23 protein-coding genes are annotated in these 24574 nt (G+C 73.0%); 9 read left to right on the top strand and 14 right to left on the bottom strand.

The window, feature by feature from the left end; translation table 11 throughout:
• Positions 1-98: 98 nt before the first annotated feature.
• Entirely contained in the window at positions 99-947 is an 849-nt protein-coding gene (locus JJV70_RS19675) for a hypothetical protein (protein WP_219049344.1), read from the bottom strand.
• 189 nt (positions 948-1136) lie between these two features.
• Here JJV70_RS19675 and JJV70_RS19670 point away from each other — a divergent pair, with 189 nt between their 5' ends.
• From JJV70_RS19670 to JJV70_RS19645, 6 genes are all read left to right on the top strand, one after another.
• Positions 1137-2141, top strand: coding sequence for an A/G-specific adenine glycosylase (locus JJV70_RS19670; RefSeq protein ID WP_219049343.1), 1005 nt, complete (start codon positions 1137-1139; stop codon positions 2139-2141).
• Positions 2142-2339: 198 nt separating this feature from the next.
• On the top strand, positions 2340-2921 hold the full coding sequence (locus JJV70_RS19665) for a SigE family RNA polymerase sigma factor (protein ID WP_308294909.1): 582 nt from the start codon (positions 2340-2342) through the stop codon (positions 2919-2921).
• 116 nt (positions 2922-3037) lie between these two features.
• On the top strand, positions 3038-3784 hold the full coding sequence (locus tag JJV70_RS19660) for an LppP/LprE family lipoprotein (RefSeq protein ID WP_219049342.1): 747 nt from the start codon (positions 3038-3040) through the stop codon (positions 3782-3784).
• Positions 3785-3791: 7 nt separating this feature from the next.
• Complete coding sequence (gene cseB, locus JJV70_RS19655; protein ID WP_219049341.1) at positions 3792-4505, top strand: two-component system response regulator CseB; 714 nt, start codon at positions 3792-3794, stop codon at positions 4503-4505.
• A 9-nt stretch (positions 4506-4514) separates the two neighbouring features.
• A complete protein-coding gene (locus JJV70_RS19650; RefSeq protein ID WP_219049340.1) occupies positions 4515-5774 on the top strand; it encodes a HAMP domain-containing sensor histidine kinase in 1260 nt (419 codons plus the stop codon).
• Positions 5775-5985: 211 nt separating this feature from the next.
• The gene (locus JJV70_RS19645; RefSeq protein WP_219049339.1) at positions 5986-7296 is read left to right on the top strand and encodes a radical SAM protein; all 1311 of its coding nucleotides are present in this window, start codon (positions 5986-5988) and stop codon (positions 7294-7296) included.
• Between the two features lie 256 nt (positions 7297-7552).
• Here JJV70_RS19645 and JJV70_RS19640 read toward each other — a convergent pair whose 3' ends face one another.
• Complete coding sequence (locus JJV70_RS19640; RefSeq protein ID WP_219049338.1) at positions 7553-10072, bottom strand: ATP-dependent Clp protease ATP-binding subunit; 2520 nt, start codon at positions 10070-10072, stop codon at positions 7553-7555.
• A 465-nt stretch (positions 10073-10537) separates the two neighbouring features.
• Here JJV70_RS19640 and JJV70_RS19635 point away from each other — a divergent pair, with 465 nt between their 5' ends.
• Complete coding sequence (locus JJV70_RS19635) at positions 10538-11065, top strand: hypothetical protein (RefSeq protein WP_219049337.1); 528 nt, start codon at positions 10538-10540, stop codon at positions 11063-11065.
• Here JJV70_RS19635 and JJV70_RS19630 read toward each other — a convergent pair.
• From JJV70_RS19630 to JJV70_RS19610, 5 genes are all read right to left on the bottom strand, one after another.
• On the bottom strand, positions 10996-11334 hold the full coding sequence (locus JJV70_RS19630; protein ID WP_219049336.1) for an Lsr2 family protein: 339 nt from the start codon (positions 11332-11334) through the stop codon (positions 10996-10998). The genes JJV70_RS19635 and JJV70_RS19630 overlap by 70 nt on opposite strands.
• Before the next feature lie 238 nt (positions 11335-11572).
• The gene (locus tag JJV70_RS19625) at positions 11573-12145 is read right to left on the bottom strand and encodes an amino-acid N-acetyltransferase (protein ID WP_219049335.1); all 573 of its coding nucleotides are present in this window, start codon (positions 12143-12145) and stop codon (positions 11573-11575) included.
• Between the two features lie 9 nt (positions 12146-12154).
• A complete protein-coding gene (locus JJV70_RS19620) occupies positions 12155-12547 on the bottom strand; it encodes a BlaI/MecI/CopY family transcriptional regulator (RefSeq protein ID WP_219049334.1) in 393 nt (130 codons plus the stop codon).
• A 123-nt stretch (positions 12548-12670) separates the two neighbouring features.
• Positions 12671-12841 carry a hypothetical protein gene (locus JJV70_RS19615; RefSeq protein ID WP_219049333.1) on the bottom strand — a complete coding sequence of 57 codons (171 nt, stop codon included), beginning with the start codon at positions 12839-12841 and terminating at the stop codon, positions 12671-12673.
• A 136-nt stretch (positions 12842-12977) separates the two neighbouring features.
• The gene (locus JJV70_RS19610) at positions 12978-13649 is read right to left on the bottom strand and encodes a hypothetical protein (protein WP_219049332.1); all 672 of its coding nucleotides are present in this window, start codon (positions 13647-13649) and stop codon (positions 12978-12980) included.
• A 508-nt stretch (positions 13650-14157) separates the two neighbouring features.
• Here JJV70_RS19610 and JJV70_RS19605 point away from each other — a divergent pair.
• On the top strand, positions 14158-14829 hold the full coding sequence (locus JJV70_RS19605) for a TetR/AcrR family transcriptional regulator (RefSeq protein WP_219049331.1): 672 nt from the start codon (positions 14158-14160) through the stop codon (positions 14827-14829).
• Positions 14830-14907: 78 nt separating this feature from the next.
• Here the strand turns inward: JJV70_RS19605 and JJV70_RS19600 are convergent, their stop codons facing one another.
• The 6 genes from JJV70_RS19600 to JJV70_RS19575 all read right to left on the bottom strand — a co-directional run bounded on the left by JJV70_RS19600 (position 14908) and on the right by JJV70_RS19575 (position 21563).
• Positions 14908-15714 carry a type III pantothenate kinase gene (locus JJV70_RS19600; protein WP_219049330.1) on the bottom strand — a complete coding sequence of 269 codons (807 nt, stop codon included), beginning with the start codon at positions 15712-15714 and terminating at the stop codon, positions 14908-14910.
• A 3-nt stretch (positions 15715-15717) separates the two neighbouring features.
• Positions 15718-16776 (bottom strand): carboxylating nicotinate-nucleotide diphosphorylase, encoded by a 1059-nt coding sequence (nadC, locus tag JJV70_RS19595; protein WP_219049329.1) that lies wholly within the window; start codon positions 16774-16776, stop codon positions 15718-15720.
• Entirely contained in the window at positions 16773-18554 is a 1782-nt protein-coding gene (locus JJV70_RS19590; RefSeq protein ID WP_219049328.1) for an L-aspartate oxidase, read from the bottom strand. The genes nadC and JJV70_RS19590 overlap by 4 nt, the downstream gene beginning before the upstream one ends.
• Positions 18551-19549 carry a pantoate--beta-alanine ligase gene (gene panC / locus JJV70_RS19585; protein ID WP_219049327.1) on the bottom strand — a complete coding sequence of 333 codons (999 nt, stop codon included), beginning with the start codon at positions 19547-19549 and terminating at the stop codon, positions 18551-18553. The genes JJV70_RS19590 and panC overlap by 4 nt, the downstream gene beginning before the upstream one ends.
• On the bottom strand, positions 19546-20469 hold the full coding sequence (locus JJV70_RS19580; RefSeq protein ID WP_219049326.1) for a Rossmann-like and DUF2520 domain-containing protein: 924 nt from the start codon (positions 20467-20469) through the stop codon (positions 19546-19548). Before JJV70_RS19580 ends, panC begins: the two co-directional genes overlap by 4 nt.
• 161 nt (positions 20470-20630) lie before the next feature.
• A complete protein-coding gene (locus tag JJV70_RS19575; RefSeq protein ID WP_257574246.1) occupies positions 20631-21563 on the bottom strand; it encodes an SAM-dependent methyltransferase in 933 nt (310 codons plus the stop codon).
• A 356-nt stretch (positions 21564-21919) separates the two neighbouring features.
• Here JJV70_RS19575 and JJV70_RS19570 point away from each other — a divergent pair, with 356 nt between their 5' ends.
• Positions 21920-23143, top strand: a complete 1224-nt coding sequence (locus tag JJV70_RS19570; protein WP_219049325.1) for a sensor histidine kinase — start codon at positions 21920-21922, stop codon at positions 23141-23143.
• Positions 23144-23237: 94 nt separating this feature from the next.
• On the opposite strand, the gene JJV70_RS19565 is transcribed toward JJV70_RS19570, so the two are convergent.
• A complete protein-coding gene (locus tag JJV70_RS19565) occupies positions 23238-24344 on the bottom strand; it encodes a helix-turn-helix domain-containing protein (RefSeq protein ID WP_219049324.1) in 1107 nt (368 codons plus the stop codon).
• Positions 24345-24574 lie beyond the last annotated feature (230 nt).

The raw sequence follows: 24574 nt of genomic DNA, 5'->3' as shown, positions 1-24574 counted from the left end.
GGGTGACGCGGGCCGGGTGACGCGGGCCGGGCGGATACCGGGCCGGGTGGGCGGACGCCGGGGTGCCTGTCGTCGGCTCTGTGAGGCGGCGGGGCGCGTCAGTCCTTGGCGAGGACGAAGGAGATCTGGGCGGTGCCGAGGCCGGGGAGGTCCACCTCGGCCAGGTAGGTGCCCGGGGCGGCCGCGTCGCGCGCGCCCTTGGGGCAGTCCGGGGCGCTGCCCCTGCGGTCCCACTCCACGGTGTGGGTGACGCTCTGGCCGGCCGGTACCCGCATCGTGGCCGCTTTGCCCTCGGAGTCGCAGTGCTCGGAGGACCACACCGTCTCGTCCTCGGCGTCCGTGATGGTGAGGATCGCCTGGCGCGGCCCCACGCCCACCCGGCAGTCCGCCGCACCGCCGTTGTCCACCGTGATGCGCAGTTCGGGCCGCTCGCCGGGCGCGTAGGTGTTCTCCGCGCTCTTCAGGCTCAGTGTGGCCACGGCAGACGTGCAGACGGGCAGGCCGCCACCGGCGCCGGTCCCGCCGTCGGCGCTCTCGCTCCCGCCCGCGTCGCTTCCGCCGGAGCCGTCACCGGAGCCACCACCGGAGCCGCTGCCGCCCGCGTCGCCTCCGCCGGAGCCGTCACCGGAGCCGGATGCGCTGCCGCCCGCGCCACCGCTGGCGCTGGAGCCGCCGTCCGCGCCGCCGTCGGCCTCCTCGCGGCCGCCGGGACGGTTGTCGGGCAGCGACTCGGTGGCGCTCGGGCCGGGAGTGATCGGGCTGGACGCGCCGCCCTTCCCGTCCGCACCGCCGTCCGCCTGGCCGCGCTGGTCGCCGTCGCCGCCGAAGCCGGTGAACAGCCACACCACGAGCGCGACGAGCAGCAGGAGCAGGGCCAGCGCAACGGCCCTCCGGCGCCAGTAGATGGAGGAGGGGAGCGGCCCGATCGGATTGCGCAGTGATCCCACGCGGAAACCTTACGAGACTTCAGCCACTCGACTGGCCGTACCCGCCGGTGCGTCAGACAACTTTTCGTATCAGAATCCGGCTCACACCCCTCCCGCGCTCCGCCGCTTGCCGCAACGCGGCCCCTCGCGTTGCGGTGACGACGCGCGGCGTTTCCGGCTCACCGCCCGCCGTGCCAGGATCGTGGGGTCATGACTGCCACCACCGAGACCACCACCGAACCCGAGAGCGGACCCGAGACCGGAGCCGGGGCCGGACCCGAAGCGGGGCCCGAGAGCCCGGCCGAGACCGGGGCCCCGGCCCCTTCCGCGTCCCCGGAGCCCAGCGCTACCGCGCTGCACGGTCTTGTCATCGACTGGTTCGACGCCCACGCCAGGGACCTGCCCTGGCGCCGGCCCGAAGCGGGCGCCTGGGGCGTCATGGTCAGCGAGTTCATGCTCCAGCAGACGCCGGTCAGCCGTGTGCTGCCCGTCTACGAGCAGTGGCTCGCCCGCTGGCCGCGCCCCGCCGACCTGGCCGCCGAGTCACCCGGTGAGGCGGTTCGCGCCTGGGGGCGGCTGGGCTATCCGCGCCGGGCGCTGCGGCTGCACGGGGCGGCCGCCGCCATAGCGGAACGGCACGGCGGCGACGTCCCGGCCGAGCACGCGCAGCTGCTCGCGCTGCCCGGCGTCGGCGAGTACACGGCCGCCGCCGTGGCCTCCTTCGCCTACGGCAAGCGGCACGCCGTGCTCGACACCAACGTGCGGCGCGTGTTCGCCCGTGCCCTCACCGGCACCCAGTACCCGCCGAACGCCACGACCGCCGCCGAACGCCAGCTGGCGCGGGCGGTGCTGCCCGAGGCCGAGGCCACGGCGGCGCGCTGGGCGGCGGCGACGATGGAGCTGGGCGCGCTGGTGTGCACGGCCCGCTCACCGGAGTGCGCGCGGTGCCCGATCGCCGGGCGGTGTGCCTGGCGGCTGGCCGGGTCGCCGCCGCACGACGGTCCGCCACGGCGGGGGCAGACGTACGCCGGGACGGACCGGCAGGTGCGCGGGAAGCTGCTCGCGGTGCTGCGCGACGCCGACGGACCGGTGCGACAGGGCGCGCTGGACGCGGTGTGGGCCGACGCGGCGCAGCGGGCCCGGGCGCTGGACGGGCTCGTCGCGGACGGCCTGGTCGAGCCACTGGCCGACGGCACCTACCGCTTGCCGGCCTGACCGCCCTTTGCCGACCTGACGCACTCGCCCCTGACCCTCCCCGCCTGCGGCCGGGTCAGGGGCAACACCTCGCGCTGTTACATAACCGATGGCATTCCGCCTGAGGCCCGTGCCGCGCACGGCGCGGTCGCGCAACACCGCCTCCCTACCGTCGTCAGCGTACGAACGAGGACGCCCGGCGAACCATGGGGAGGCGAAGTGACGCCGCACGACAATCTGACCAGTTTCGAGTCCTTCGAAACCTACGTGCGCAGCCGCCAGGACGCGCTGCTGCGCAGTGCGCGGCGCCTGGTGCCCGACCCCGCCGACGCCCAGGACCTCCTGCAGACGGCACTCGTACGGACTCTGGGAAAATGGGACGGCATCGAGGACAAGTCGCTGGCCGACGCCTACCTCCGCCGTGTGATGATCAACACACGGACCGAGTGGTGGCGCTCCCGGCGGCTCCAGGAGGTGCCGACGGACACGCTGCCGGAGGTCGCCACCGACGAGGACCGGTTCGGCCAGCACGCCGATCGGGCCCTGTTGGCTGACATTCTCGGCGTGCTCGCGCCCAAGCAGCGCAGCGTGGTCCTGCTGCGCCACTGGGAGCAGATGAGCACCGAGGAGACGGCCGAGGCGCTTGGCATGTCCCCGGGCACGGTGAAGAGCACGCTGCACCGGGCGCTGGCCCGGCTGCGTGCGGAGCTGGAGAGCAGGGAGCAGTGCGAGCAGGGTTCACAGCGGGAGCGCACGAGCGGGCGGCGTCCGGAGCGAAACCGCGCGGTGTGCGCGGCCTGACGCTGCCCGGCGCCCGTCCGGTGCGGTCCGGCGCCCGCCCGGTGCGGTCCGGCGCCCGTCCGGTTCGGTCCGGCGCCCGCCCGTCCAGGCCCGGCGCCCGCCCGGTGCGGCCTGGGATGCGTCCCACGGTGACGCTCGCCTGGGCGCTCGTCACGCTGGGGCTGCTCGTGTTCGTGCTGAGCGGCTGCGCGGCCGGGGGCGGGGTGCGGGTCGAGCAGGCGGACGGCGGCGAGGCGGACACCAGCTCGCAGGCCAGCCCGCTGCCAGCGGCTACCCCGTCGCCAGGGGCGAGCGGCGAGGACGAGCCCGCCGCGCCCGCCGAACCGGAGGCGCCGCGCTCGGCCGACCCGTCGGCGACGGTGGCCGCTCCGGTCTCCCCACCCGGAGCGGACGAGGAGGTGGAGGTCGTCTCGCTGCTCAAAGGCGATCCGGCCGTCGGCCGCGAGGTGAAGGAGGGGCTGAGCCCCTGCGTGGCGGACGCCTGGCCCATCGACATCGCCTACGGCCAGCTGACGGGCGAAGACGCGGCGGCTGACCTGGTGGTCAACGTCTCCACCTGCGCGGACGGCCACGGGCTGGGCTCGTACGTCTACCAGCAGCAGGCGCCGGGCGAGTGGCGGAACGTCTTCGCCCACGAGGGCACCGCGTCCTACGCGGAGATCGCCGACGACGCCCTCACCCTGCACCAGCCGATCTACCTGCCGGGCGACGCGCTGTGCTGCCCGTCCGGTGAGGACGTGGTGACCTACCGGTGGCGCGACGGCGGCTTCCACGAGCTGGACCGCGTCTACCAGGAGTACCCCGAGCCCACCGGCAGCCAGCCCGGGGCCGAGAAGTCCCGTGACCCGCGCGAGGAGGACTGAGCGCACCGTGGCCGCAACACACGTGCTGTTCGTCGAGGACGACGACGTGATCCGCGAGGCGCTCCAGCTCACCCTGGAGCGCGACGGGTTCACGGTGACCGCCGCCTCCGACGGCCTTGCCGGGCTGGCGGCGTTCCGCGCCGACCGGCCCGACGTGGCGCTGCTGGACGTGATGGTGCCGGGCCTGGACGGGGTGAGCCTGTGCCGTCGCATCCGGGACGAGTCCACCGTGCCCGTGATCATGTTGTCCGCGCGCGCCGACCCCATCGACGTCGTACTCGGTCTGGAGGCGGGCGCCGACGATTACGTGACCAAGCCGTTCGACGGCGCGGTACTCGTCGCCCGCATCCGTGCCGTCCTGCGCCGCTTCCAGCACTCCCGCGCGCCGGGACCGGCGGGCGGCACGGACGGTCCGGCCGCCCCGGAGCCGCCCGACGGCGTGCTGCGCTTCGGTGAGCTGGAGGTGGACACCGACGGCATGGAGGTGCGGCGTTCGGGCACCCCCGTGCCGCTGACCCCCACCGAGATGCGGCTGCTGCTGGAGTTCTGCGCCGCCCCCGGCACCGTGCTCTCGCGCGAGCGGCTGCTGGAGCGGGTGTGGGACTACGGCTGGGGCGGCGACAGCCGTGTCGTGGACGTCCACGTGCAGCGGCTGCGGGCGAAGGTCGGGCAGCACCGGATCGAGACGGTCCGTGGCTTCGGATACAAGCTGAAGGGCTGAGCGGCGGCCGTGCGAGCGTTCCGGGTCGGGCTGCGGTGGAAGCTGAGCGGCGCCATCGCCGCCGTCAGCGCGCTGGTGGCGCTGCTGCTGAGCCTCATCGTGCACAACGCCGCCCGGGTGACGATGATCAGCGACAGCCGCGACGTGCAGGACGAGCGGCTGCGCTCGGCCGAGCGGATCTACGAGTCCCACCAGCGGCTCACGCTCGGCGCCACGCTGAACGACCCCGAGCTGCCCAAGCCGCTGCGCGAGGCCGTCGCGAGCGGCGAGCGGGCCACCTACGTCAGCGACGACGGCCACGACGCCCCCAACGTGTGGGCCGCCGCGCCCCTGCCGGACGGCGGCGTGCTGTCCCTGCACGCCCGCTTCGCCGACCGCTACTCCGTCCTGGCCGACCTCGACCGCACCCTCGTCATCGGCGCCGGCTCCGTCGTCGTCGGCAGCACGGCGCTGGGCGTGCTCATCGGCGGGCGGCTGTCCCGGCGGCTGCGCAAGGCCGCCGCGGCGGCGGGCCGGGTGGCGGCGGGCGACGCGGACGTGCGGGTCCGCGAGGCCATCGGCGGACGCGCCCAGGACGAGGCCGACGAACTGGCCCGCGCCATCGACGCCATGGCCGACGCGCTCCAGACCCGCCTGGACGCCGAACGCCGCGTCACCGCCGACATCGCGCACGAGCTGCGCACCCCGGTCACCGGACTGGTGACGGCGGCCGGGCTGCTGCCCGACGGCCGCCCCGCCGAGCTGGTGCGCGACCGGGCGCAGGTACTGCGCACGCTGGTCGAGGACATTCTGGAGGTCGCCCGGCTCGACGGCGCCGCCGAGCGCGCGGAGCTGCACGACGTGCCGCTCGGCGAGTTCGTCACGCGCCGGGTGCGGGCCCTAGCGCCGGACGTGACCGTCCACGTCCGCGAGGACGCGATCGTCACCACCGACCCGCGCCGGCTGGAACGCGTGCTGGGCAACCTGCTGGCCAACGCGGCCCGGCACGGCGCGCCGCCCGTCGAGGTCACCGTCGAGGCGCGCGAGCTGCGCGTACGCGACCACGGTCCGGGCTTCCCGGCGTCGCTGCTGGCCGACGGCCCGAGCCGGTTCCGCACCGGCTCCGCCGATCGCGCCGGGCAGGGCCACGGGCTGGGCCTGACCATCGCCGCCGGTCAGGCCCGCGTCCTGGGCGCCCGGCTGACGTTCGCCAACGCCGACCCGGGCGCGCGGGCCATCCTCCGGCTCCCGCCGTCCGCGCCGTCCGCGCCGTCCGCGCCGTCCGCCTGAGAGGGCTTCGGGCGGCCCGGCGGACGGCCCCGCGTCCACACCGTGCGGGACGACGGCTACCGGACGCACCACGGCACGCCCCGGACCGACACGTTCCCGCGCCTGCACGGAAGATCGAGAAGCCGGACAACGGCTCCCCGCGCACGCGCGGCGAGAGCGGCGTGTGACAGTGGGGGGTGCAGCGCAGGAGCGGGAGTAGGAGGCGCGTCGCATGGAGAGTCGTACCGCGTTGGTCGAGGACCTGATGGGCCGGTTCCCGCAGGTACCACCGGAGGCGGTGATCAAGGAGGACCTGTTGCGCGGCGGGATCGCGTTCGACGACTCCGCGCTCAGCGGCAACGAGGACGGCGACGTCAAGCCGAAGTCGTACTTCATCTTCTCCTTCGACCACCGCACCCTGCCCGAGCTGGGCGAGGCCGCCCTGCGCCGGCCGCCCGAGGAGATCGTGCTCACCGGCGGCCCCTACGAGCTGCGCCGCACCGTGGTCTCGGTGCGCGTGAACCCGTCCTCGCCTTACCGCGTGATGCCCGGCGACGACGGCGCCCTCGGCCTCTACCTCGACGGCGCCCGCATCGCCGACGTCGGCCTGCCGCCCATGCCGGACTACTACCGGCACACGCTCGCCGGGGGCAAGTCCGTGATGGAGGTGGCGCCCACCATCCAGTGGGGCTACCTGATCTACCTGACCGTCTTCCGGGTGTGCCAGTACTTCGGCGCCAAGGAGGAGTGCCAGTACTGCGACATCAACCACAACTGGCGCCAGCACAAGGCGGCGGGCCGTCCCTACACGGGCGTCAAGCCGGTGGAAGAGGTGCTGGAAGCCCTCGACATCATCGACAAGCACGACACGGCCCGCGCCTCCACCGCGTACACGCTCACCGGCGGTTCGATCACCTCCCACGTCGGCGGCCGGGACGAGGCCGACTTCTACGGCGGCTACGCGCAGGCCATCGAAGAACGTTTCCCGGGCCGCTGGATCGGCAAGGTGGTCGCCCAGGCCCTGCCCAAGGCCGACGTCCAGCGCTTCCACGACTACGGCATCCGCATCTACCACCCCAACTACGAGGTGTGGGACGAGCGCCTGTTCCAGCTCTACTGCCCCGGCAAGGAGCGCTACGTCGGCCGCGCCGAGTGGCACCGCCGCATCCTGGACTCCGCCGACGTCTTCGGGCCGCGCAACGTCATCCCCAACTTCGTCGCGGGCGTCGAGATGGCCGAACCGTTCGGCTTCACCTCGGTGGACGAGGCGATCGACTCCACCACCGAGGGCCTGCACTACTTCATGTCCCGGGGCATCACCCCCCGCTTTACCACCTGGTGCCCGGAGCCCACCACCCCCCTGGGCAAGGCGAACCCGCTCGGCGCCCCGCTCGAATACCACATCCGCCTGCTCCAGTCCTACCGCGCGACGATGGAGGAGTACGGCCTCACCTCACCCCCCGGCTACGGCCCGCCCGGCCCCGGCAACGCCGTCTTCTCCGTCAGCAGCTTCATGGACAGCCTCCCGGCCGCCACGGAGTAGTCAGGTCTCACCCACCCGGCGTGGACTCGTCCAGCGCGGAGGGGTGATCGGCGACGCTCTTCACCAGGCGGTCCAGGAGTGCTCCGCCCTTCGCGGGCGGGGCGTGACAGGGACAAGCCGGTCACGCCTGGCTCAGTGTGCCCGGGACGGTGGTCGTCGCGGTAGTCGCGGTAAGGGCTTGGGTACGGCGACGGCCCCGGTGTCCGCAAGGGCGGATGCCGGGGCCGTCGTTGGCTGGGGCGTCAGGCCGTGGCCGTCAGCTGTCCTTGGTCATGTTGGGGCCGCCTGCGGCCTCGACCGGTGGGGCGTCGGGGAGGGCTGCCTTCTCCTCGCCGCGGAAGGTGAACTTGGCGGTCTCGCCCTCGCCTTCGGTGTCCACCACGACGATGTGGCCGGGGCGGAGTTCGCCGAAGAGGATCTTCTCGGACAGGGTGTCCTCGATCTCCCGCTGGATGGTGCGGCGCAGCGGGCGGGCGCCCATGACCGGGTCGTAGCCGCGCTTGGCCAGCAGTTCCTTGGCCTCGGTGCTCAGCTCGATGCCCATGTCGCGGTCCTTCAGCCGCTCGTCCACCTGGTGGATCATCAGGTCAACGATGCGGATGATGTCTTCCTGCGAGAGCTGGTGGAAGACCACCGTGTCGTCCACGCGGTTGAGGAACTCGGGCCGGAAGTGCTGCTTCAGCTCTTCGTTGACCTTGTTCTTCATGCGCTCGTAGTTCGACTTCACGTCGCTCTGCGCGGCGAAACCGAGGTTGAAGCCCTTGGAGATGTCCCGGGTGCCGAGGTTCGTCGTCATGATGATGACGGTGTTCTTGAAGTCCACGACCCGGCCCTGGGAGTCGGTCAGGCGACCGTCCTCCAGGATCTGCAACAGGGAGTTGAAGATGTCCGGGTGGGCCTTCTCGACCTCGTCGAACAGGACGACCGAGAACGGCTTGCGGCGCACCTTCTCCGTGAGCTGGCCGCCCTCCTCGTAGCCGACGTAGCCGGGAGGCGAGCCGAACAGCCGGGAGACGGTGTGCTTCTCGCTGAACTCCGACATGTCGAGGGAGATCAGCGCGTCCTCGTCGCCGAAGAGGAACTCCGCGAGCGTCTTGGACAGCTCCGTCTTACCGACGCCGGACGGGCCGGCGAAGATGAACGAGCCACCGGGGCGCTTGGGGTCCTTCAGGCCCGCACGGGTGCGCCGGATCGCCTGGGAGAGCGCCTTGATGGCGTCCTCCTGGCCGATGACGCGCTTGTGCAGCTCGTCTTCCATGCGCAGCAGCCGCGAGGACTCCTCCTCGGTCAGCTTGAACACCGGGATGCCGGTGGACGCGGCGAGGACCTCGGCGATGAGCTCCTCGTCCACCTCGGCGACGACGTCCATGTCGCCGGCCTTCCACTCCTTCTCCCGCTTGGCCTTCTGCGCGAGCAGCTGCTTCTCGCTGTCCCGCAGGTTGGCGGCCTTCTCGAAGTCCTGCGCGTCGATCGCGGACTCCTTCTCCCGGCGCACGTTCGCGATCTTCTCGTCGAACTCGCGCAGGTCCGGCGGGGCCGTCATGCGGCGGATGCGCATCCGGGAACCGGCCTCGTCGATCAGGTCGATCGCCTTGTCCGGCAGGAAGCGGTCGGAGATGTAGCGGTCGGCCAGGGTGGCGGCGCCGACGAGTGCGGCGTCGGTGATGGAGACGCGGTGGTGCGCCTCGTAGCGGTCCCGCAGGCCCTTGAGGATCTCGATGGTGTGCGCGAGCGAGGGCTCGGCGACCTGGATCGGCTGGAAGCGGCGCTCCAGCGCGGCGTCCTTCTCCAGGTGCTTGCGGTACTCGTCCAGCGTCGTGGCACCGATGGTCTGCAGCTCACCACGGGCCAGCATCGGCTTGAGGATGCTCGCCGCGTCAATCGCGCCCTCGGCGGCACCGGCGCCGACCAGGGTGTGCAGCTCGTCGATGAACAGGATGATGTCGCCACGGGTGCGGATCTCCTTGAGCACCTTCTTCAGGCGCTCCTCGAAGTCACCGCGGTAGCGGGAACCGGCGACCAGCGCGCCCAGGTCCAGGGTATAGAGGTGCTTGTCCTTGAGGGTTTCGGGCACCTCGCCCTTGACGATGGCCTGTGCCAGGCCCTCGACGACGGCGGTCTTGCCGACGCCGGGCTCGCCGATGAGCACCGGGTTGTTCTTGGTGCGGCGCGAGAGCACCTGCATGACGCGCTCGATCTCCTTCTCGCGCCCGATGACCGGGTCGAGCTTGGATTCGCGCGCGGCCTGCGTCAGGTTGCGGCCGAACTGGTCGAGGACGAGCGACGTGGACGGGGTGCCCTCGGCGGGACCGCCGGCGGCGGCCGTCTCCTTGCCGCCCGAGTAACCGGAAAGCAGCTGGATGACCTGCTGGCGCACCCGGTTCAGATCGGCGCCCAGCTTCACCAGGACCTGGGCGGCGACGCCCTCGCCCTCGCGGATCAGGCCGAGCAGGATGTGCTCGGTGCCGATGTAGTTGTGACCGAGCTGCAGGGCCTCGCGGAGCGAGAGCTCCAGCACCTTCTTGGCCCGGGGGGTGAAGGGGATGTGGCCGGACGGGGCCTGCTGGCCCTGGCCGATGATCTCCTCCACCTGCTGGCGGACCGCCTCAAGAGAAATCCCGAGGCTCTCCAGTGCTTTGGCGGCGACGCCCTCGCCCTCGTGGATCAGGCCCAGGAGGATGTGCTCGGTGCCGATGTAGTTGTGGTTGAGCATCCGGGCTTCTTCCTGAGCCAGGACGACAACCCGCCGCGCGCGGTCGGTGAACCTCTCGAACATCGTTAATCGCTCCTCAGAGCGGTCAGTCAGTAAGGGGTAGGTCCCCTCCCTGTCCTTCCGCAGCTTAGTCCCGCAACGGGGGACCGCTCATTCCTACTGCCGACACCCGCGCCGAGATCCGTCAGTGAAGAGCCCCGGTGCGGGCGACACCAGTACCAACCCGATGGTGCGAGACGATGTTCCCGCAGGCCAAGCGGATGCACCCGCATTCCGTACGCCCAGGGCGAACGCCTCATGGGCCGACACGCCCGCCCTGAGCGGCATCGTCTGGTGCCACACCCCCGTGACCACTAGTGATGTCTTACCCCAGGCGGCGGTTGTTCCATGCCGAGGGGCCGGGGCACATCCGCTACGGGCGAACACCGTTGCGCTGAAAGAAGAACGCCTCACCCACGGCGGCGGCACACTGGGTGCCGCTTTGTCAACCGTAAGTGACTTACCGTGGGGGTCGGCGTTGCTCCCGGCATGAGTGTGGACGAACCGTGCGCGGGCGCCGCGTATGACTATCTGGAACTGCCGCTGGACGCGGCGCTGGCGCTGCTGCGGCGCGGGGTGCCCAGCGGCGCGGTGGAGTGGGACGCACCCGGAGCCCGGGTACTCCTGCGGGTGCCGCCCGGGAGCGCGGAGGAGCTGCCGGGGCTGCTGGAGTGGCTGCAGTGGGGCGGCGTGGAGCTGGAGCTCACCGCCCGGGCGGGGCCGCGCTGTCCGGGCGGTCCGGGCTGCCCGACTTGCCTGGACTGCCCACCGTGCGACGCCGCAGCGGGCGGCCCGGGTACCCGGTGCGGCTCCCGGGGGGTCGCCGGATGGCTGCGACCCCCCGAGTCAGAGGCGGGACGAGGCGGCGTTGAGGCCGACCTCGTCCGGTTGGTCAGCGCGGCCGCGACGGAGTGCCACCGGGCCGTGCTGCACCGGGATGCGCGGCGTCAGCCGTTCGCCTTCTCGTACGCTTCGCGGATGTCGGCCGGAACCCGGCCGCGTTCGTTGACGCTGTAGCCGTTCTCCTTGGCCCATGCACGGATCTTCGCGGTGTCCTGCGTACCGCCGCCCGAGGCCGCCCGGGCCTTTCCACGGCCGCCGCCCGAAGCCTTACCGGTGCGGCGCCCCGCCTTGACGAATTCGGCGAGGGAATCCCGGAGCTTCTCCGCGTTCGCGGTGTTGAGGTCGATCTCGTAGGACTTGCCGTCCAGTGCGAACGTGATCGTCTCGTCCGCCTCGCCGCCGTCGAGGTCGTCTACAAGAAGTACCTGAACCTTCTGTGCCACAGCTGCTCCCAATCGCACTTCCGCGCCAGATCACACAGACAGGGCGCGATAACGAATACTGATATCGACAACCCACAGCAAACCGCCTTTCCCGGGAAAACACAAACCCTCCGCCGAGTTTGCGCACCTGGGCACCGGGGATTGGCGGGAGGATTCGGACATAGGGATCCACGGCGGGGAGGAGACGTGATGCGTTCGTGACAGCCGGCGGCGAGGGACGCGTCCGCGCCCCCGGCTGTCACGAGAGGTGCAGCAGCATGCGGCTGTTGCCGAGGGTGTTGGGCTTCACGCGTTCGAGTCCCAGGAACTCCGCGACGCCTTCGTCGGAGGAGCGCAGCAGTTCGCTGTACACATCGCCGTCCACCGGCGCGTCCCCGATCTCGGCGAATCCGTGCTTGCCGAAGAAGTCCACTTCGAACGTCAGGCAGAAAATACGCCGGACGCCGAGCTGGCGCGCGGTTTCCAGCAGCCGCTCCAGCAGCATGTGCCCGACGCCTGTGCCCCGGGCCACCGGGTCCACCGCCAGCGTGCGGACCTCCGCCAGGTCCTCCCACATGACGTGCAGCGCGCCGCAGCCCACCACGGCGCCGTCCGCGGTGCGCTCGGCCACCCAGAACTCCTGGATGTCCTCGTAAAGCGTCACGGTGGCTTTGTCGAGCAGGATGCGGTCGCGCGCGTAGGTGTCGATCAGACGGCGCACCGTGCGCACATCGCCCGTCCGTGCGCGCCGTACCGTGATGGGGTTGACGGCGTTGGCTGGGCTGCCGGGGTCGGGGGCGATGGCGTGCTTCCCGCTTATCTCTTCTGCCATGCCCGCACGCTATCCCTCGTCGGCCTCGGTGAGTCGCACGCCATTGAGTTGTGAGACGCGCAGCGCGTCGCGCAGGGCGTCGGCCTGTTCGGGCGACAACATCCCGAAGAAGGCGACGAGGGTCGCGGCCGGGTTGTCGCTGTGCGACCACGCGTCGTTCATCAGGGCAGCGGCGTAGGCGGCGCGGGTGGAGACGGGTTCATAACGATAGGCACGGCCCTCCTGCTCGCGCCGGAGCCAGCCCTTCTGATGCAGGTTGTCCATTACCGTCATGACCGTGGTGTAGGCGATCTGCCGTTCCTCCCGCAGATCCTCAAGAACTTCTCGCACAGTGACGGGACGGTTCCACTGCCATACCCGCGTCATGACAGCGTCTTCCAGCTCACCCAAAGGTCGGGGCACACCTCGATGATAGTCGCGGGCGCCTCAACACGAGAAAGAGGCGGAGCCATCGGCCCCGCCCCGTGCGTTGTGGTGTGTAGGTCGTGTGCCCGCCCCGCCGGTCAGGCGCGAGCTCCGCCCCGGTCAGACGCGAGCCTCCGACTCGGCGCGCTCCGCGCGGGCGTATGCCGCATCCACGGCAGCGTCCTCCTTGGCCTTGTTGGCCCCACCTTGGCTCTTGACGATCGTCACGATGAGAGCGGTGAAGGCCACGGCCATCACCGCGGAGGGGGTCAGTGCGGCGATGTACTCCATGCCCTAGCTCCTTGATCTTTACGCGTAATCTCCAGGGTAGGGCCTGGTCCTTTACCAGATTCGTCCGGGCGGTCTCCACTGGATGTGGTTTTCCCCACGCTGTGGTTGCGGGCTGGGTGCGGCCCCGCCGAGCGGGCTACGCCGTGAGGGCGTGGGGGCGGGCCTGTTCGGGACGCTGTGGTTTGCGGCGCGGCGGGAAGACCTCGCCGGGGGTGGGGACGGGGCGGCGCGAGGGGCGGGCGCGTCCGGGCTGGGACGGCTGGGACGGCTGGGCGGGAGCGGGCTCCGGCTTCTTCGCGGGCTCCTTCCTCGGCTCCCCCTTCTCGTCCGCGCCGTCGGCATCCTGGACGCCGCGAGCGGCCTCCGCGACACCCGCCGCGTCCGCGCCGCCCGGCAGGGCGAGCAGGCGGCGGTGTGCCACCGGGAGGGCCGCGCGGACCAGGAGTTCCACGCGGCGGGCCGACTCCTGGGCGCCGGTGCGGTCGGCGCACAGGCGGCGCAGGGCGGCGACGTCCTCGTCGGATGGGGTGTACCCCGCGTCGAGCGCGGTGCGCAGCTGGGCCAGGTAGCCCGTCGCGGAGCCGGGGAGCGCGGCGCGGTAGCGGGCCACGTCGGCGAAGAGGAAGTCGCGCAGGCGGTGGCTCTCGCGGCTCGCGTCGTCCACGGCCAGGGCGAGGTGAAGGCACTCCCGGATCTCCTGGGCCGGGAGCGCGGCGGACTGGAGGGCGCAGGCGAGGACCCGGCGGAGCACGGACAGTTCGTCCGCGCTGAACGCCATGCCGCCTCGGGAACCATGTGGCGTGGGCATAGTCGTGACTTTAAGTGCTAAACGGACGAAACACCCCAAAGACGCGCCCGCCCGGGCGACCCGGCCCTCACCCGGCCGGGCGCACCCCCGGCGCCTCCGTCCGGGGCCACCCTCCGGTGCCGCCTCCGTCCGGGGCCACCCTCCGGTGCCCCCCCATCCCGGCATCACCTCTTCGCCCGGCAAGCTCCGGCCGGTCTGCGCGACCCGACCAACCCCTCCGTCCATCCCGAGCCTCTGCTTGGTCTGCGCGACCGCCGTGACGCCGTCGCGGACGCCCGGAAGCGGGCTCGCGGGCCTGGCGGACAAGCGGCTCAGTCGCGCCAGACGGCGCGGACTTGCCGCGCGTACGCGGTTAGCCCGCCCCCACCCAGGACCAGCACCGTATCCGCCACAGCCACTCCCCCCTAACCCTAAACGGGGATAACTCCCCGTTTAGGGTTAGGGGCGCTAGCATCGCAACCGGAAAATGGTCCACGTTTCTCTGCGATCCGAAAGGGAGCAACGGCAGATGCCCACCGGGGAAGAAGCCCCCGCGCCGCTGCGCCGGGACGCGCGGCGCAACCGGGAAGCCCTGCGGAGCGCTGCGCACGAGGTGTTCGCAGCTCAGGGGCTGCACGCTCCGCTCGACGAGATCGCCCGCCGCGCCGGGGTCGGCAACGCCACGCTGTACCGGCACTTCCCGAACCGGGCGGCGCTGGTCGAGGCGGTCTTCGGCGAGATGCTGAGCGAGACCCGGCGCAGCGGCGAAGAAGCCCGGACCAGCGCCGACGCGTGGACCGGGCTGACCGGCTACCTGGAAGGGATCTTCACGGGCCTGGCGGCGGACCGGGGCGCCAACGACCTGATGACGACCGGTATCGAAGGGATCACCTCACTCCAGGAGTTGCACACCCACCACCGCGAGACGGTTCGCCTCCTGATCGCCCGCGCCCAGGAAGAGGGCGCCCTGCGCGAGGACGTGGTGGCCGAGGACCTCCTGTTCACCCTGGCCGCGCTCGGCAGGGTCGTACCAGCCTCCGCCTCCGTCGTTCCCGGCTCCTGGCGGCGCTACCTCGCCCTCCTCCTCGACGGTCTGCGCGCCGAGGCCGCCCGTCCCCTTCCCGGGCCGCCCCTCACCCGCGACCAACTCGGCCGCGTCCTGCACGATCTCGGCCCCCACGCGGCCCCCGCCACGAGGTGAAGAGGTGGACCTTCGGTGGCGCGTCGCCACCCCCGCCGCGCTCTCCCGCTCGGGCGGCCCCGTCCGAGGCGGGGCGCTTCAGCCGCGGGTGACGTTGCGTTCGTAGACCAGGCGCAGGCCGATCAGCGTCAGCCAGGGCTCGTGCTCGTCGATGACGGAGGACTCCCCCAGCACCATCGGGGCCAGCCCGCCGGTGGCGATGACGGTGACGTCGTCCGGGTCGCCGCCGGGTCCGCACAGCTCGCGGGCCATGCGCTCGGCCACCGCGTCCACCTGGCCCGCGAAGCCGTACAGGATGCCGGACTGCATCGCCTCGACGGTGTTCTTGCCGATCACCGCGCGCGGCCGGGCCAGCTCGATCTTGCGCAGCTGCGCCCCGCGCACGCCCAGCGCCTCGACGCTGATCTCGATGCCCGGGGCGATGACGCCGCCGACGTACTCGCCGCGCGCGGAGACTGCGTCGAACGTCGTCGCGGTGCCGAAGTCCACGACGACGCAGGGGCCTCCGTACAGCTCGACGGCGGCGACGGAGTTGATGATGCGGTCGGCGCCGACCTCCTTGGGGTGGTCGGTGAGCACCGGCACACCCGTCTTGATGCCCGGTTCCACCAGCACCGCCGGGATGTCGCCGTAGTAGCGCCGGGTGACCTCGCGCAGCTCGTGGAGCACCGAGGGCACGGTGGAGCAGATGGCGATGCCCTCGATCCCCTCGCCCAGTTCCATGCCGAGCAGCGGGTGCATGCCCATCAGGCCCTGGAGCAGCACGGCCAGTTCGTCGGCGGTGCGGCGGGCGTCGGTGGAGATGCGCCAGTGCTCGACGATCTCCTCACCGTCGAACAGGCCGAGCACGGTGTGGGTGTTTCCGACGTCGATGGTCAGCAGCATCGCTCAGGCACCGTTCCCGTCGGCCCCGGCGCGGTGCTCGTCGCGCAGGTCCAGGCCGATGTCGAGGATCGGCGTGGAGTGGGTGAGCGCGCCCACGGCCAGGTAGTCCACGCCGGTGGCCGCGTACGCGGCGGCGTTCGCCAGCGTCAGCCGTCCGGAGGACTCCAGCACGGCGCGTCCGGCGGCCAGGGCGACGGCCTCGGCGGTCTGCTCGGGGGTGAAGTTGTCCAGCAGGATGAGGTCGGCGCCCTCGGCGAGCACCGGCTCGATCTGGTCCAGCCGGTCCACCTCCACCTCGATGGGCAGGTCCGGGAACTCCTCGCGCACCGCCCGGAAGGCCGCCGCGACGCCGCCGGCCGCCACCACGTGGTTGTCCTTGACCAGCGCCGCGTCGGACAGCGAGAACCGGTGGTTGACGCCGCCGCCGCAGCGCACCGCGTACTTCTCCAGCGCGCGCAGGCCCGGCGTCGTCTTGCGGGTGTCGCGGACGCGGGCCTTGGTCCCGGCCAGCGCGTCCGCCCAGGCGCGGGTCGCGGTGGCGATGCCGGACAGGTGGCACAGCAGGTTGAGCGCGCTGCGTTCGCCGGTGAGCAGGTCGCGGGTGCGGGTGCGGACGCTCAGCAGGGTGGTGCCCGCCTCGACCCGGTCGCCGTCCTCGGCGTGCCGCTCGACCTCGAACTCGTCGGTGCACACCACCGACAGCACCGCCTCGGCGACGCGCAGGCCCGCCACCACACCGGCCTCCCGGGCGGTGAAGTCGCCGGTGGCGACGGCCTCCTCGGGGATGGTGGCGACGGTGGTGACGTCCACGCCGTGGTCGAGGTCCTCCTCGATCGCCAGGTGCGCGATGTCCTCCACCCGCACCGGGTCGAGCCCGGCGGCGGCCAGGAGCTGGGCGAGGTCGGGGTCAAGACCGCACTCCAGCGGGTCGAGCGCGTCGTCAGACTCGGGAACGCCGCAGCCGCAGGCGTCGCCGCAGCCGCCGCCCAGGGAGGCGTCCAGGCCGCCGATCTGGAGCAGCGGCAGGTCTACGGTCGGGCGGGGCTCGTCGGGGGCTGTCACGGCTTCTCCTGGAGGGCGGCGGGGACGACCGGCGGGAAGCCGGTCGCGTCGGTGGTGCGCAGGGTGAGGGCGGGGGCGTCAGACCCGGGCTCGGCCCCGGCGTCGAGGGTGACGACGAGGTGCCGGGCCCAGTGGGCATCGTCGCGGTCTGGGTGGTCCTCGCGCCAGTGGCAACCCCGGGTCTCCGCGCGCTGCCGGGCGGCGGCGACGAGCACGGACGCCACCAGGTGCAGGTTGGTGGCCTCCCACGCCTCGGTGCCCGGCTCGACGGGCTGGCTGTCCGGCGCGCGCGGCAGCTCCCGCAGCGCCTCGGCGGCCGCGTCCAGGCTGGCCGCCGAGCGCAGCACGCCCGCGCCCGCCGTCATGGCGCGCTGGAGGGTGCCGCGCGCCTGCGGCGGCAGCAGCGGCGTCTGCCGGACGGCGACGGTCAGCGGACCCGGACCCGGACCCGGGGACGCGGCGGGTGCCCACGCATCGGCCGGGGCGCCGTCGCGGGGGCCGGCCGGGGCGCCGGTGATGTCGGCCGCGATGTGCTCGGCGAACACCAGACCCTCCAGCAGCGAGTTCGACGCCAGCCGGTTGGCGCCGTGCACGCCGGTGCAGGCGGCTTCCCCGCAGGCGTACAGACCGGGCACGGTGGTGCGGCCCCGCAGGTCGGTGCGGATGCCGCCGGAGGCGTAGTGCGCGGCCGGGGCGACGGGGACCGGCCGCGTCACCGGGTCGATGCCGTGGGCGCGGCAGGCGGCCAGGATCGTGGGAAAGCGCTCGGCCCACATCGCGGCGCCGAAGTGCCGGGCGTCGAGGAACATGTGGTCGGTGCCCCGCTCCTGGCAGCGGCGCATGATGCCCTTGGCGACGACGTCGCGCGGGGCCAGCTCGCCCAGCGGGTGCTGCCCGGTCATGAACCGCACCCCGTCGGCGTCCACCAGGTGGGCGCCCTCGCCGCGCACCGCCTCCGAGATCAGCGGCTGCTGTCCGCGCGCGCCGGGCCCCAGATACAGCACAGTGGGGTGGAACTGCACGAACTCCAGGTCGCTGACCTCCGCTCCGGCGCGCAGCGCGAGCGCCACGCCGTCCCCGGTGGAGACAGCCGGGTTGGTGGTGGCCGAGAACACCTGGCCCATGCCGCCGGTAGCCAGCACCACCGCCGGGGCGTGCACGGCGCCCACCCCGTCGTGCCGCCCCTCGCCCATCACGTGCAGGGTGACGCCCGCCGCCCGGCCACCGGCGTCGCGCAGCAGGTCGAGCACGAGCGCGTGGTCGATGGTGCGGATACCGGCGGCGCGGACGGCGTGCAGCAGCGCGCGGGAGATCTCCGCGCCGGTGGCGTCGCCGCCCGCGTGGGCGATGCGGCGGCGGTGGTGGCCGCCCTCCCGGGTGAGCGCGATCTGGCCGGACTCCGGCGCGGTGTCGAAGACGGCTCCGGCGGCGATCAGGCGGCGCACGGCGGCCGGGCCCTCGGTGACCAGGGTGCGCACCGCGTCCTCGTCGCACAGCCCGGCGCCCGCGGTGAGGGTGTCGGCGAGGTGCTGCTCGGGGGTGTCGCCCTCGCCGAGGGCCGCGGCGATGCCGCCCTGCGCCCAGCGGGTGGAGCCCTCGCCCAGGTCGGTCTTGGTGACGATGACGGTGGTACGGCCCGCAGCGGCGCAGCGCAGGGCCGCCGTCAGCCCGGCCACGCCGGTACCGACCACGACGACGTCCGCCTCGATCGCCCAGCTCGGCAGCGGGGCGGTGAGGGCCTGTATGCCGTGGGGGTGGGTCGTGGGCGCGTGGTTCATGCGGATGCTCCGGTCGGGCCCCCGAAGCAGAGGCGGACGTTGTCGATGAGCCGGGTGGTGCCGACCCGGGCGGCGACGGCGAGCACGGCCTCACCGGTGTAGCCGTCGGTGACGTCGGTGAAGTCGGCCGGGTTCACCAGCGCGAGGTAGTCGATCTCCAGCCGGTCGGCCTCCGCCAGCACCGCCCGGGCGGCGGCCAGCGCGGCCGACGGCAGGCCGTGGGCGTGCGCCAGGGCGTGCGCGTCCGCCGACGCCCGCGACTCCCCCACCCGGGCCAGCGCCGCCGCCCGCCCCTCGTGCGCCCCGGCCGCCTCGGCCCGGGCGCGCAGCGCGGACTCGGCCGTCAGCCGGTCCCGGGCCGCGAACAGCGCGCGGGAGAGCGTGAGCGCGGTACGGCGCTCGGGGCGGGAGAGATAGCGGTTGCGGCTGGACAGGGCCAGCCCGTCCGGCTCGCGCACGGTGGGCACGCCCACGATCTCGACGGGGAAGTTCAGGTCCCGCACCATGCGCCGGATCAGCGCGAGCTGCTGCGCGTCCTTCTCGCCGTACAGGGCGACGTCCGGCGCGGTCAGGTGCAGCAGCTTGGCGACGACGGTGAGCATGCCGTCGAAGTGCCCGGGCCGGTGCGCGCCCTCCAGCCGCTCCCCCATCGGCCCCGCCGCGACGCGCACCTCGGGCTCGCCGCCGGGGTAGACCTCCTCCACCGGCGGCGCGAAGACGATGTCGGCGCCCGCCGTGGCGGCCACCTCCAGGTCAGCGTCCAGGGTGCGTGGGTAGCGGTCCAGGTCCTCGCCCGCGCCGAACTGCAGCGGGTTGACGAACACCGTCACCACCACCTGGCCGTCGCGGCCCGCGCGGGCGCGCGCTGCGGTGATGAGCGCGGCGTGGCCCGCGTGCAGGGCGCCCATCGTCATCACCACGGCGCGCGGGCCGCGCGGCGGCGCGCTCGCGCGCAGCTCGGCGGCGGTGCGCAGCAGGGTGGGCGGGTGCGTCATCGGGGGCCGTCCCCGGGCGCGGCGGAGCTCGCGTCGGAGAGGACTTCCAGCAGGTCCTCGGCCAGCTCCGGCTTGAGCAGCCCGTGGGCGAGCGCGCGGTCGGCGGTGGCGCGGGCCATCGCGACGTAGCCGGACACCGTGTGCGGGGCGTGCCGCCGCAGCTCGGCGAGGTGCGCCGCCACGGTGCCCGCGTCCCCGCGCGCCACGGGGCCGGTGAGCGCGGCGTCACCGGAGCGCAGGGCGTTGTCCAGCGCGGCGCCCAGCAGTGGCCCGAGCATCCGGTCGGGCGCCCCGACCCCGGAGGCGCGCAACAGCTCCTGCGCCTGCGCCACGAGGGTGACCAGGTAGTTCGCGCCCAGCGCCAGCGCCGCGTGGTAGAGCGGACGGGCCTCCTCCGCGATGTACTCCGGCTCCCCGCCCATCTCGATCACCAGCGCCTCGGCGGCCAGCCGCAGCTCCTCGGGCGCCGTCACCCCGAACGAGCACCCCGCCAGGCGCTGCACGTCAACCGAGGTGCCGGTGAACGTCATCACCGGGTGCAGCGCGAGCGGCAGCGCGCCCGCGCGCAGCGCCGGGTCGAGCACGGCGGTGCCGTAACGGCCGGAGGTGTGGGCGATGAGCTGGCCGGGGCGCACGGCGCCGGTCTCGGCCAGCCTGGACACCAGCTCCGGCAGCGCGTCATCCGGCACGGTGAGCAGCACCAGCTCGGCGCGGGCCAGCACCCCGGCGGGGTCGAGCAGGGGCACGCCGGGCAGCAGCTCGGCGGCGCGGCGCCGCGAGGCGTCGGAGACCCCGGAGGCGGCCACGGGCTGGTGCCCGGCCAGCGCGAGCGCGGCGGCGAGCGCCGGGCCGACCCGGCCAGCGCCGACCACGCCGACGCGCAGCCGCGCGGGGCGCTCGGGGGCGCGGTGTTCGTTCACGGGCTTTCGTGCCTTCCGTTCCAGTCCGCGGTTCGGTACCGGACGTCGCCCTCATGCTAGACGTTGCCCACGACGCGCCCCGCCGCCGCGCGACGCTCCCGGGGCAGGGCGCCCCACCCGGCTCCGGACGGCCCGAGCCCGGCGGCCCGTCCCACAGCGGGTCACCCCAGGGGGTTGGCGATGGTGACCGGTTCGGTGAGCCACACGTGGCCGCCCAGGCCGCCCGGGGCCAGGAGTTCGGCGGCGTCCCCGGCGGCGGACAGCGCGCGGAGGTAGGCGGCCGGGTCGGTGCGCGCCAGGTCCAGCGGTGGCCGCGTGCCCGCCACGCCCAGCCGGGTCAGCGCCGCCCGCTGGGGCAGCAGCAGCGCACGGGGTCCGGCGCAGGCGTCGAGCGCGACGTGGGCGGTGATGTCGCAGGAGCCGTCCGGCACCGGGGGCACCGCGCGCCCGTCGCGGTAGCCGGTGAGGGTGCCGAACAGCGGGCGGTCGCGCGCGGTGTGCGCGTAGTCGGCGGCGACGGCCAGCCCCGCGTCCAGCGTGCCGACCGCCGCCCGCCACGCGGTGTCGCGCGGTGCGCCGATCTCCGCGCGCAGCCCGGGTTCGCGCACCGCCGGCGGCCACCAGCGGGCGAGCCAGGCCGCGTCGGCGCCGTCCACCGGGGGCCCGAGCCGTTCGGTGCCGTCGGCGCGGACCAGCACCCGGTGCCAGCGACCATCGGCGTCGGACTCGGCGACGTCGCACGGCACGTTGTCCAGCCACTCGTTGGCGAACAGCAGTCCGCGCACGCCCTGCGGGGGTTCCGCCTGCCACGTCACGCGCGGGTCGAGCCCGCCGGGGCGGGCGGCGCGCTCGACGGCCACCGGACGCAGCCGCCGCGCGACGCTCCCGGGCAGCGCCGCCAGCACCCCGGCCAGCAGTTCGCCGCGCCCGGCGCCCACGTCCACCAGGGCCAGCGGCTTGGGGCACCCGAGCGCGGCGTCCACCCGGCACAGCAGCTCGGCGACGGCCTCGGCGTACTGGGCGGAGGCGTGCACGGAGGTGCGGAAGTGCGCGCCGGGCGCCTCGCGCATGAAGAAGCCGTCCGGGCCGTACAGGGCGTGCTCGGTGGCCTCCCGCCAGCCGGTGAAGCCAAAGTGGCCGCCGTGCCCGGAGCGTCTGGTGTGCCCGGTGTGTCCCTGGGGCCTGGGGTGCTCGCCTGGCCCGTCGTCACCGCCCGGCCCGGGGTGCTCGCCCGGCCCGTCGTCATCACCGGGACACGGGGCCTCAAGCCCGGTGCGGGCGCTGACTCCGGGGTCGTCGGCGTCGGAGAAGTCCTCGCTCACGTCGTCCCACGGTAGGCGGCCGGGGTGCGTGCTGGTGCCACGCGTCCACCCTGGGGCGTACGCGCGGCGCCCGGGGATCGGTCCTGCGGCTGACCCGCCCGCCGGAATGCCTCTTTACGCTGGGTGACGTGCACCGGCTCTACGAGTTCCTCCGCAGGCATCCCATGTGGGTGGACGGCTTCTGGGCCGCCTGCCTGCTGCTGCTGTCCGCGATCTGGCTGGAAAGCGAGGCAACGGCCGGTCGGTACGCCACGCTGGAGCACTGGCAGGTGCTCGCCGCCCTCCCCATCACGCTGACGCTGTGTGCCGTGGTGTGGCTGCGACGGCGCTGGCCCCAGTGGATGCTGGTGGCGGCGGGCGCGGCCGGTCTGGCGCAGCTGTTCGTGCAGGTGTTCGCCGTCATCCCCGACTTCGCGCTGCTGGTGATCGTCTACACCGCTGCCTCCGGACAGGTGCGCTGGGCCTCCCGCGCGGCGCTGGCCGGGGCGTTCGTCGCGCCCACGCTGGCGACGGTGTTCCTGTTCCAGCACGACGAGAACTCGGGCACGTTCAGCGCGGTCGTCGGCACCATCTTCCTCACCGTCTGCATGCTGCTGGCCTGGGTGCTGGGCGACAGCCTGCGCACCCGCCGCGCCTACTACATGCAGCTGGAGGAGCGCGCGGCGCGGCTGGAGAAGGAGCGCGAGGCGCAGGCGAAGATGGCTGTCGCCGCCGAACGGGCCCGCATCGCGCGCGAGCTGCACGACGTGGTGGCGCACAACGTCTCCGTGATGGTCGTGCAGGCCGACGGCGCCGCCTACGTCCTGGACTCCACACCGGACCAGGCGCGGCAGGCCCTCGGGACGATCTCCGCGACCGGCCGCCAGGCGCTCGCCGAGATGCGCCGCCTGCTGGGCGTGCTGCGCACCAGCGAGGACGGCGACCCCGGCGAGTACGTGCCGCAGCCGGGCGTGGAGCAGCTCACCGAACTCGTCGAGCAGGTACGCGGCACCGGCCTGACGGTGGACTTCCTCATCGAAGGCACGCCGCGCCCGCTGCCCAGCGGCGTCGAGCTGACGGCGTACCGCATCGTGCAGGAGGCCCTGACCAACACCCGCAAACACGGCGGACCGCAGGCCGGGGCCCGGGTGCGCGTCACCTACGGGCCGGACGAGCTGTGCCTGCTGGCCGAGGACGACGGACGCGGCGCCCAGGCGGAACTGTACGAGGAGGGCGGCGCCGACGGGCTCGGGCACGGCCTGATCGGCATGCGCGAACGCGTCGGCATGGTCGGCGGCCATCTGGAGACCGGCCCCCGCCCCGGCGGCGGCTTCCGCATCACCGCCCGCCTCCCCCTCCCCGGCCAGCGCTAACCCGCTTCGACCCGCCCGGGGAGCACCAACGCTCCGAGGAGGACGCGCCCTGCCCTCAAAGCGGTGAAGCTCACCCATGGCGGACCGAGGGAAATCACGAGCGTTCCACCTCGGACATGAGGAGACGCAGAGTCAGCGAGTGTTTTTCCGGGGGAAGCTCGTCTAGGGCTGCGCGTGCGTAGGCCACGCCTCCGGAGCGATCACCGGAACGGGCGAGCATCAGGCCCCGGTGCATTTCAAGGTGGGTGGCGAACCGTGGCAGCGTTGCGGGCAACTCCCGGCGTGCGGCTTCCTGCGCTGCCACAGCCGCACTCTCGTCACCCAGCCGGGCTGCGAGGAGCGAGGTGAAGACGTTCATCCGCCACCAGGGCACGGCGTAGTCGGAGGTCTGTTCGTACGATGCGGCGGCGTCGAAGACCCGGCGGCCTTCGTCCATGAGCTTGCGTGCGGTCGTGTGGTCGCCCCGGATGGCTGCGGCGTGCGCCTTGCCCATGACCGCGTTCAAGAGCCCCAGGGACGGCTTGTCGCTGATGGCCAGGGCCTGATCAGCAAGTACGTCGGCAACGCCAAGGGACGCCCCCTCGTAGCCAAGGGCGATCGCCGCTCGTCCCCGCACCCATACGCGGGTGTGCTCATCGCCCGACTCGTCAGCGGCTTTGGCTGCCATGCGGTACCAGTTCACGGCCTTGGCCCCGTCGGAGCCGGGGAACGTCTTGGCGTAGAGCGTCATCAGACGCGCGGCAACGGACCAGAGCTGTGGGGTGTCTAGCTGCTGCTGGACGGCTACCAGCTCACCGGTGACGCGGCGTTGGATATCGGCGGCTCCAAGGCTCATGTACTCGGTGCCGTACGTGGCGAGCTTCGCCTCCCAATCGTCCGCGGTCGGCCCCTTGGCCAGCCGGGCGGCGAACCCCGCGCTGAGCAAGTCTGAAGCCACCACAGGTGCTATGGCGGTCGCTGCGACATCGCTGAGGAACGTACGGCGCTTCACTTCACCCTCAAGCACGGCTAGGGGCACGTCCAGGACGGCCGACAGGCACCGGAGGTAGTACGGCCCCGGCGTCACTTTGGAACGCTCCCAGCGGCTCACATACTCCCGGTCCAGGTTGGTCCCAAAGGCGTCGTTGATCTCCGACGCTAGTCGCCCCTGTGACCAGCCGCGAGACGTGCGTAGGTCCCTGACAAGTTCCCCAATCGCCATGTGTCCATCTTGCCCCCGCAGGTGTCACTTCGTAGCAATTCGCATCATCAGACGGCTACTTGCCCCTACGGATGCCCCTACTGGGTCCTCGCTGAACGGTCGAAGGTGTGGAGTACCGGCCAAAAGTGGAGGTACAGGAATGCCCGACCCGATACAGCTCCACACCCGTTGAACTGCCGCTACGGCTGGAGGGGGAACCGGCACCGGTTGCGGGGTGTGCCGGGTGTGCG

The organism is Streptomyces sp. JJ66 (assembly GCF_019303495.1).
In the GTDB taxonomy this organism is placed as follows: Bacteria; Actinomycetota; Actinomycetes; order Streptomycetales; family Streptomycetaceae; genus Streptomyces.
This window is presented reverse-complemented; position numbering and strand designations above follow the sequence as displayed.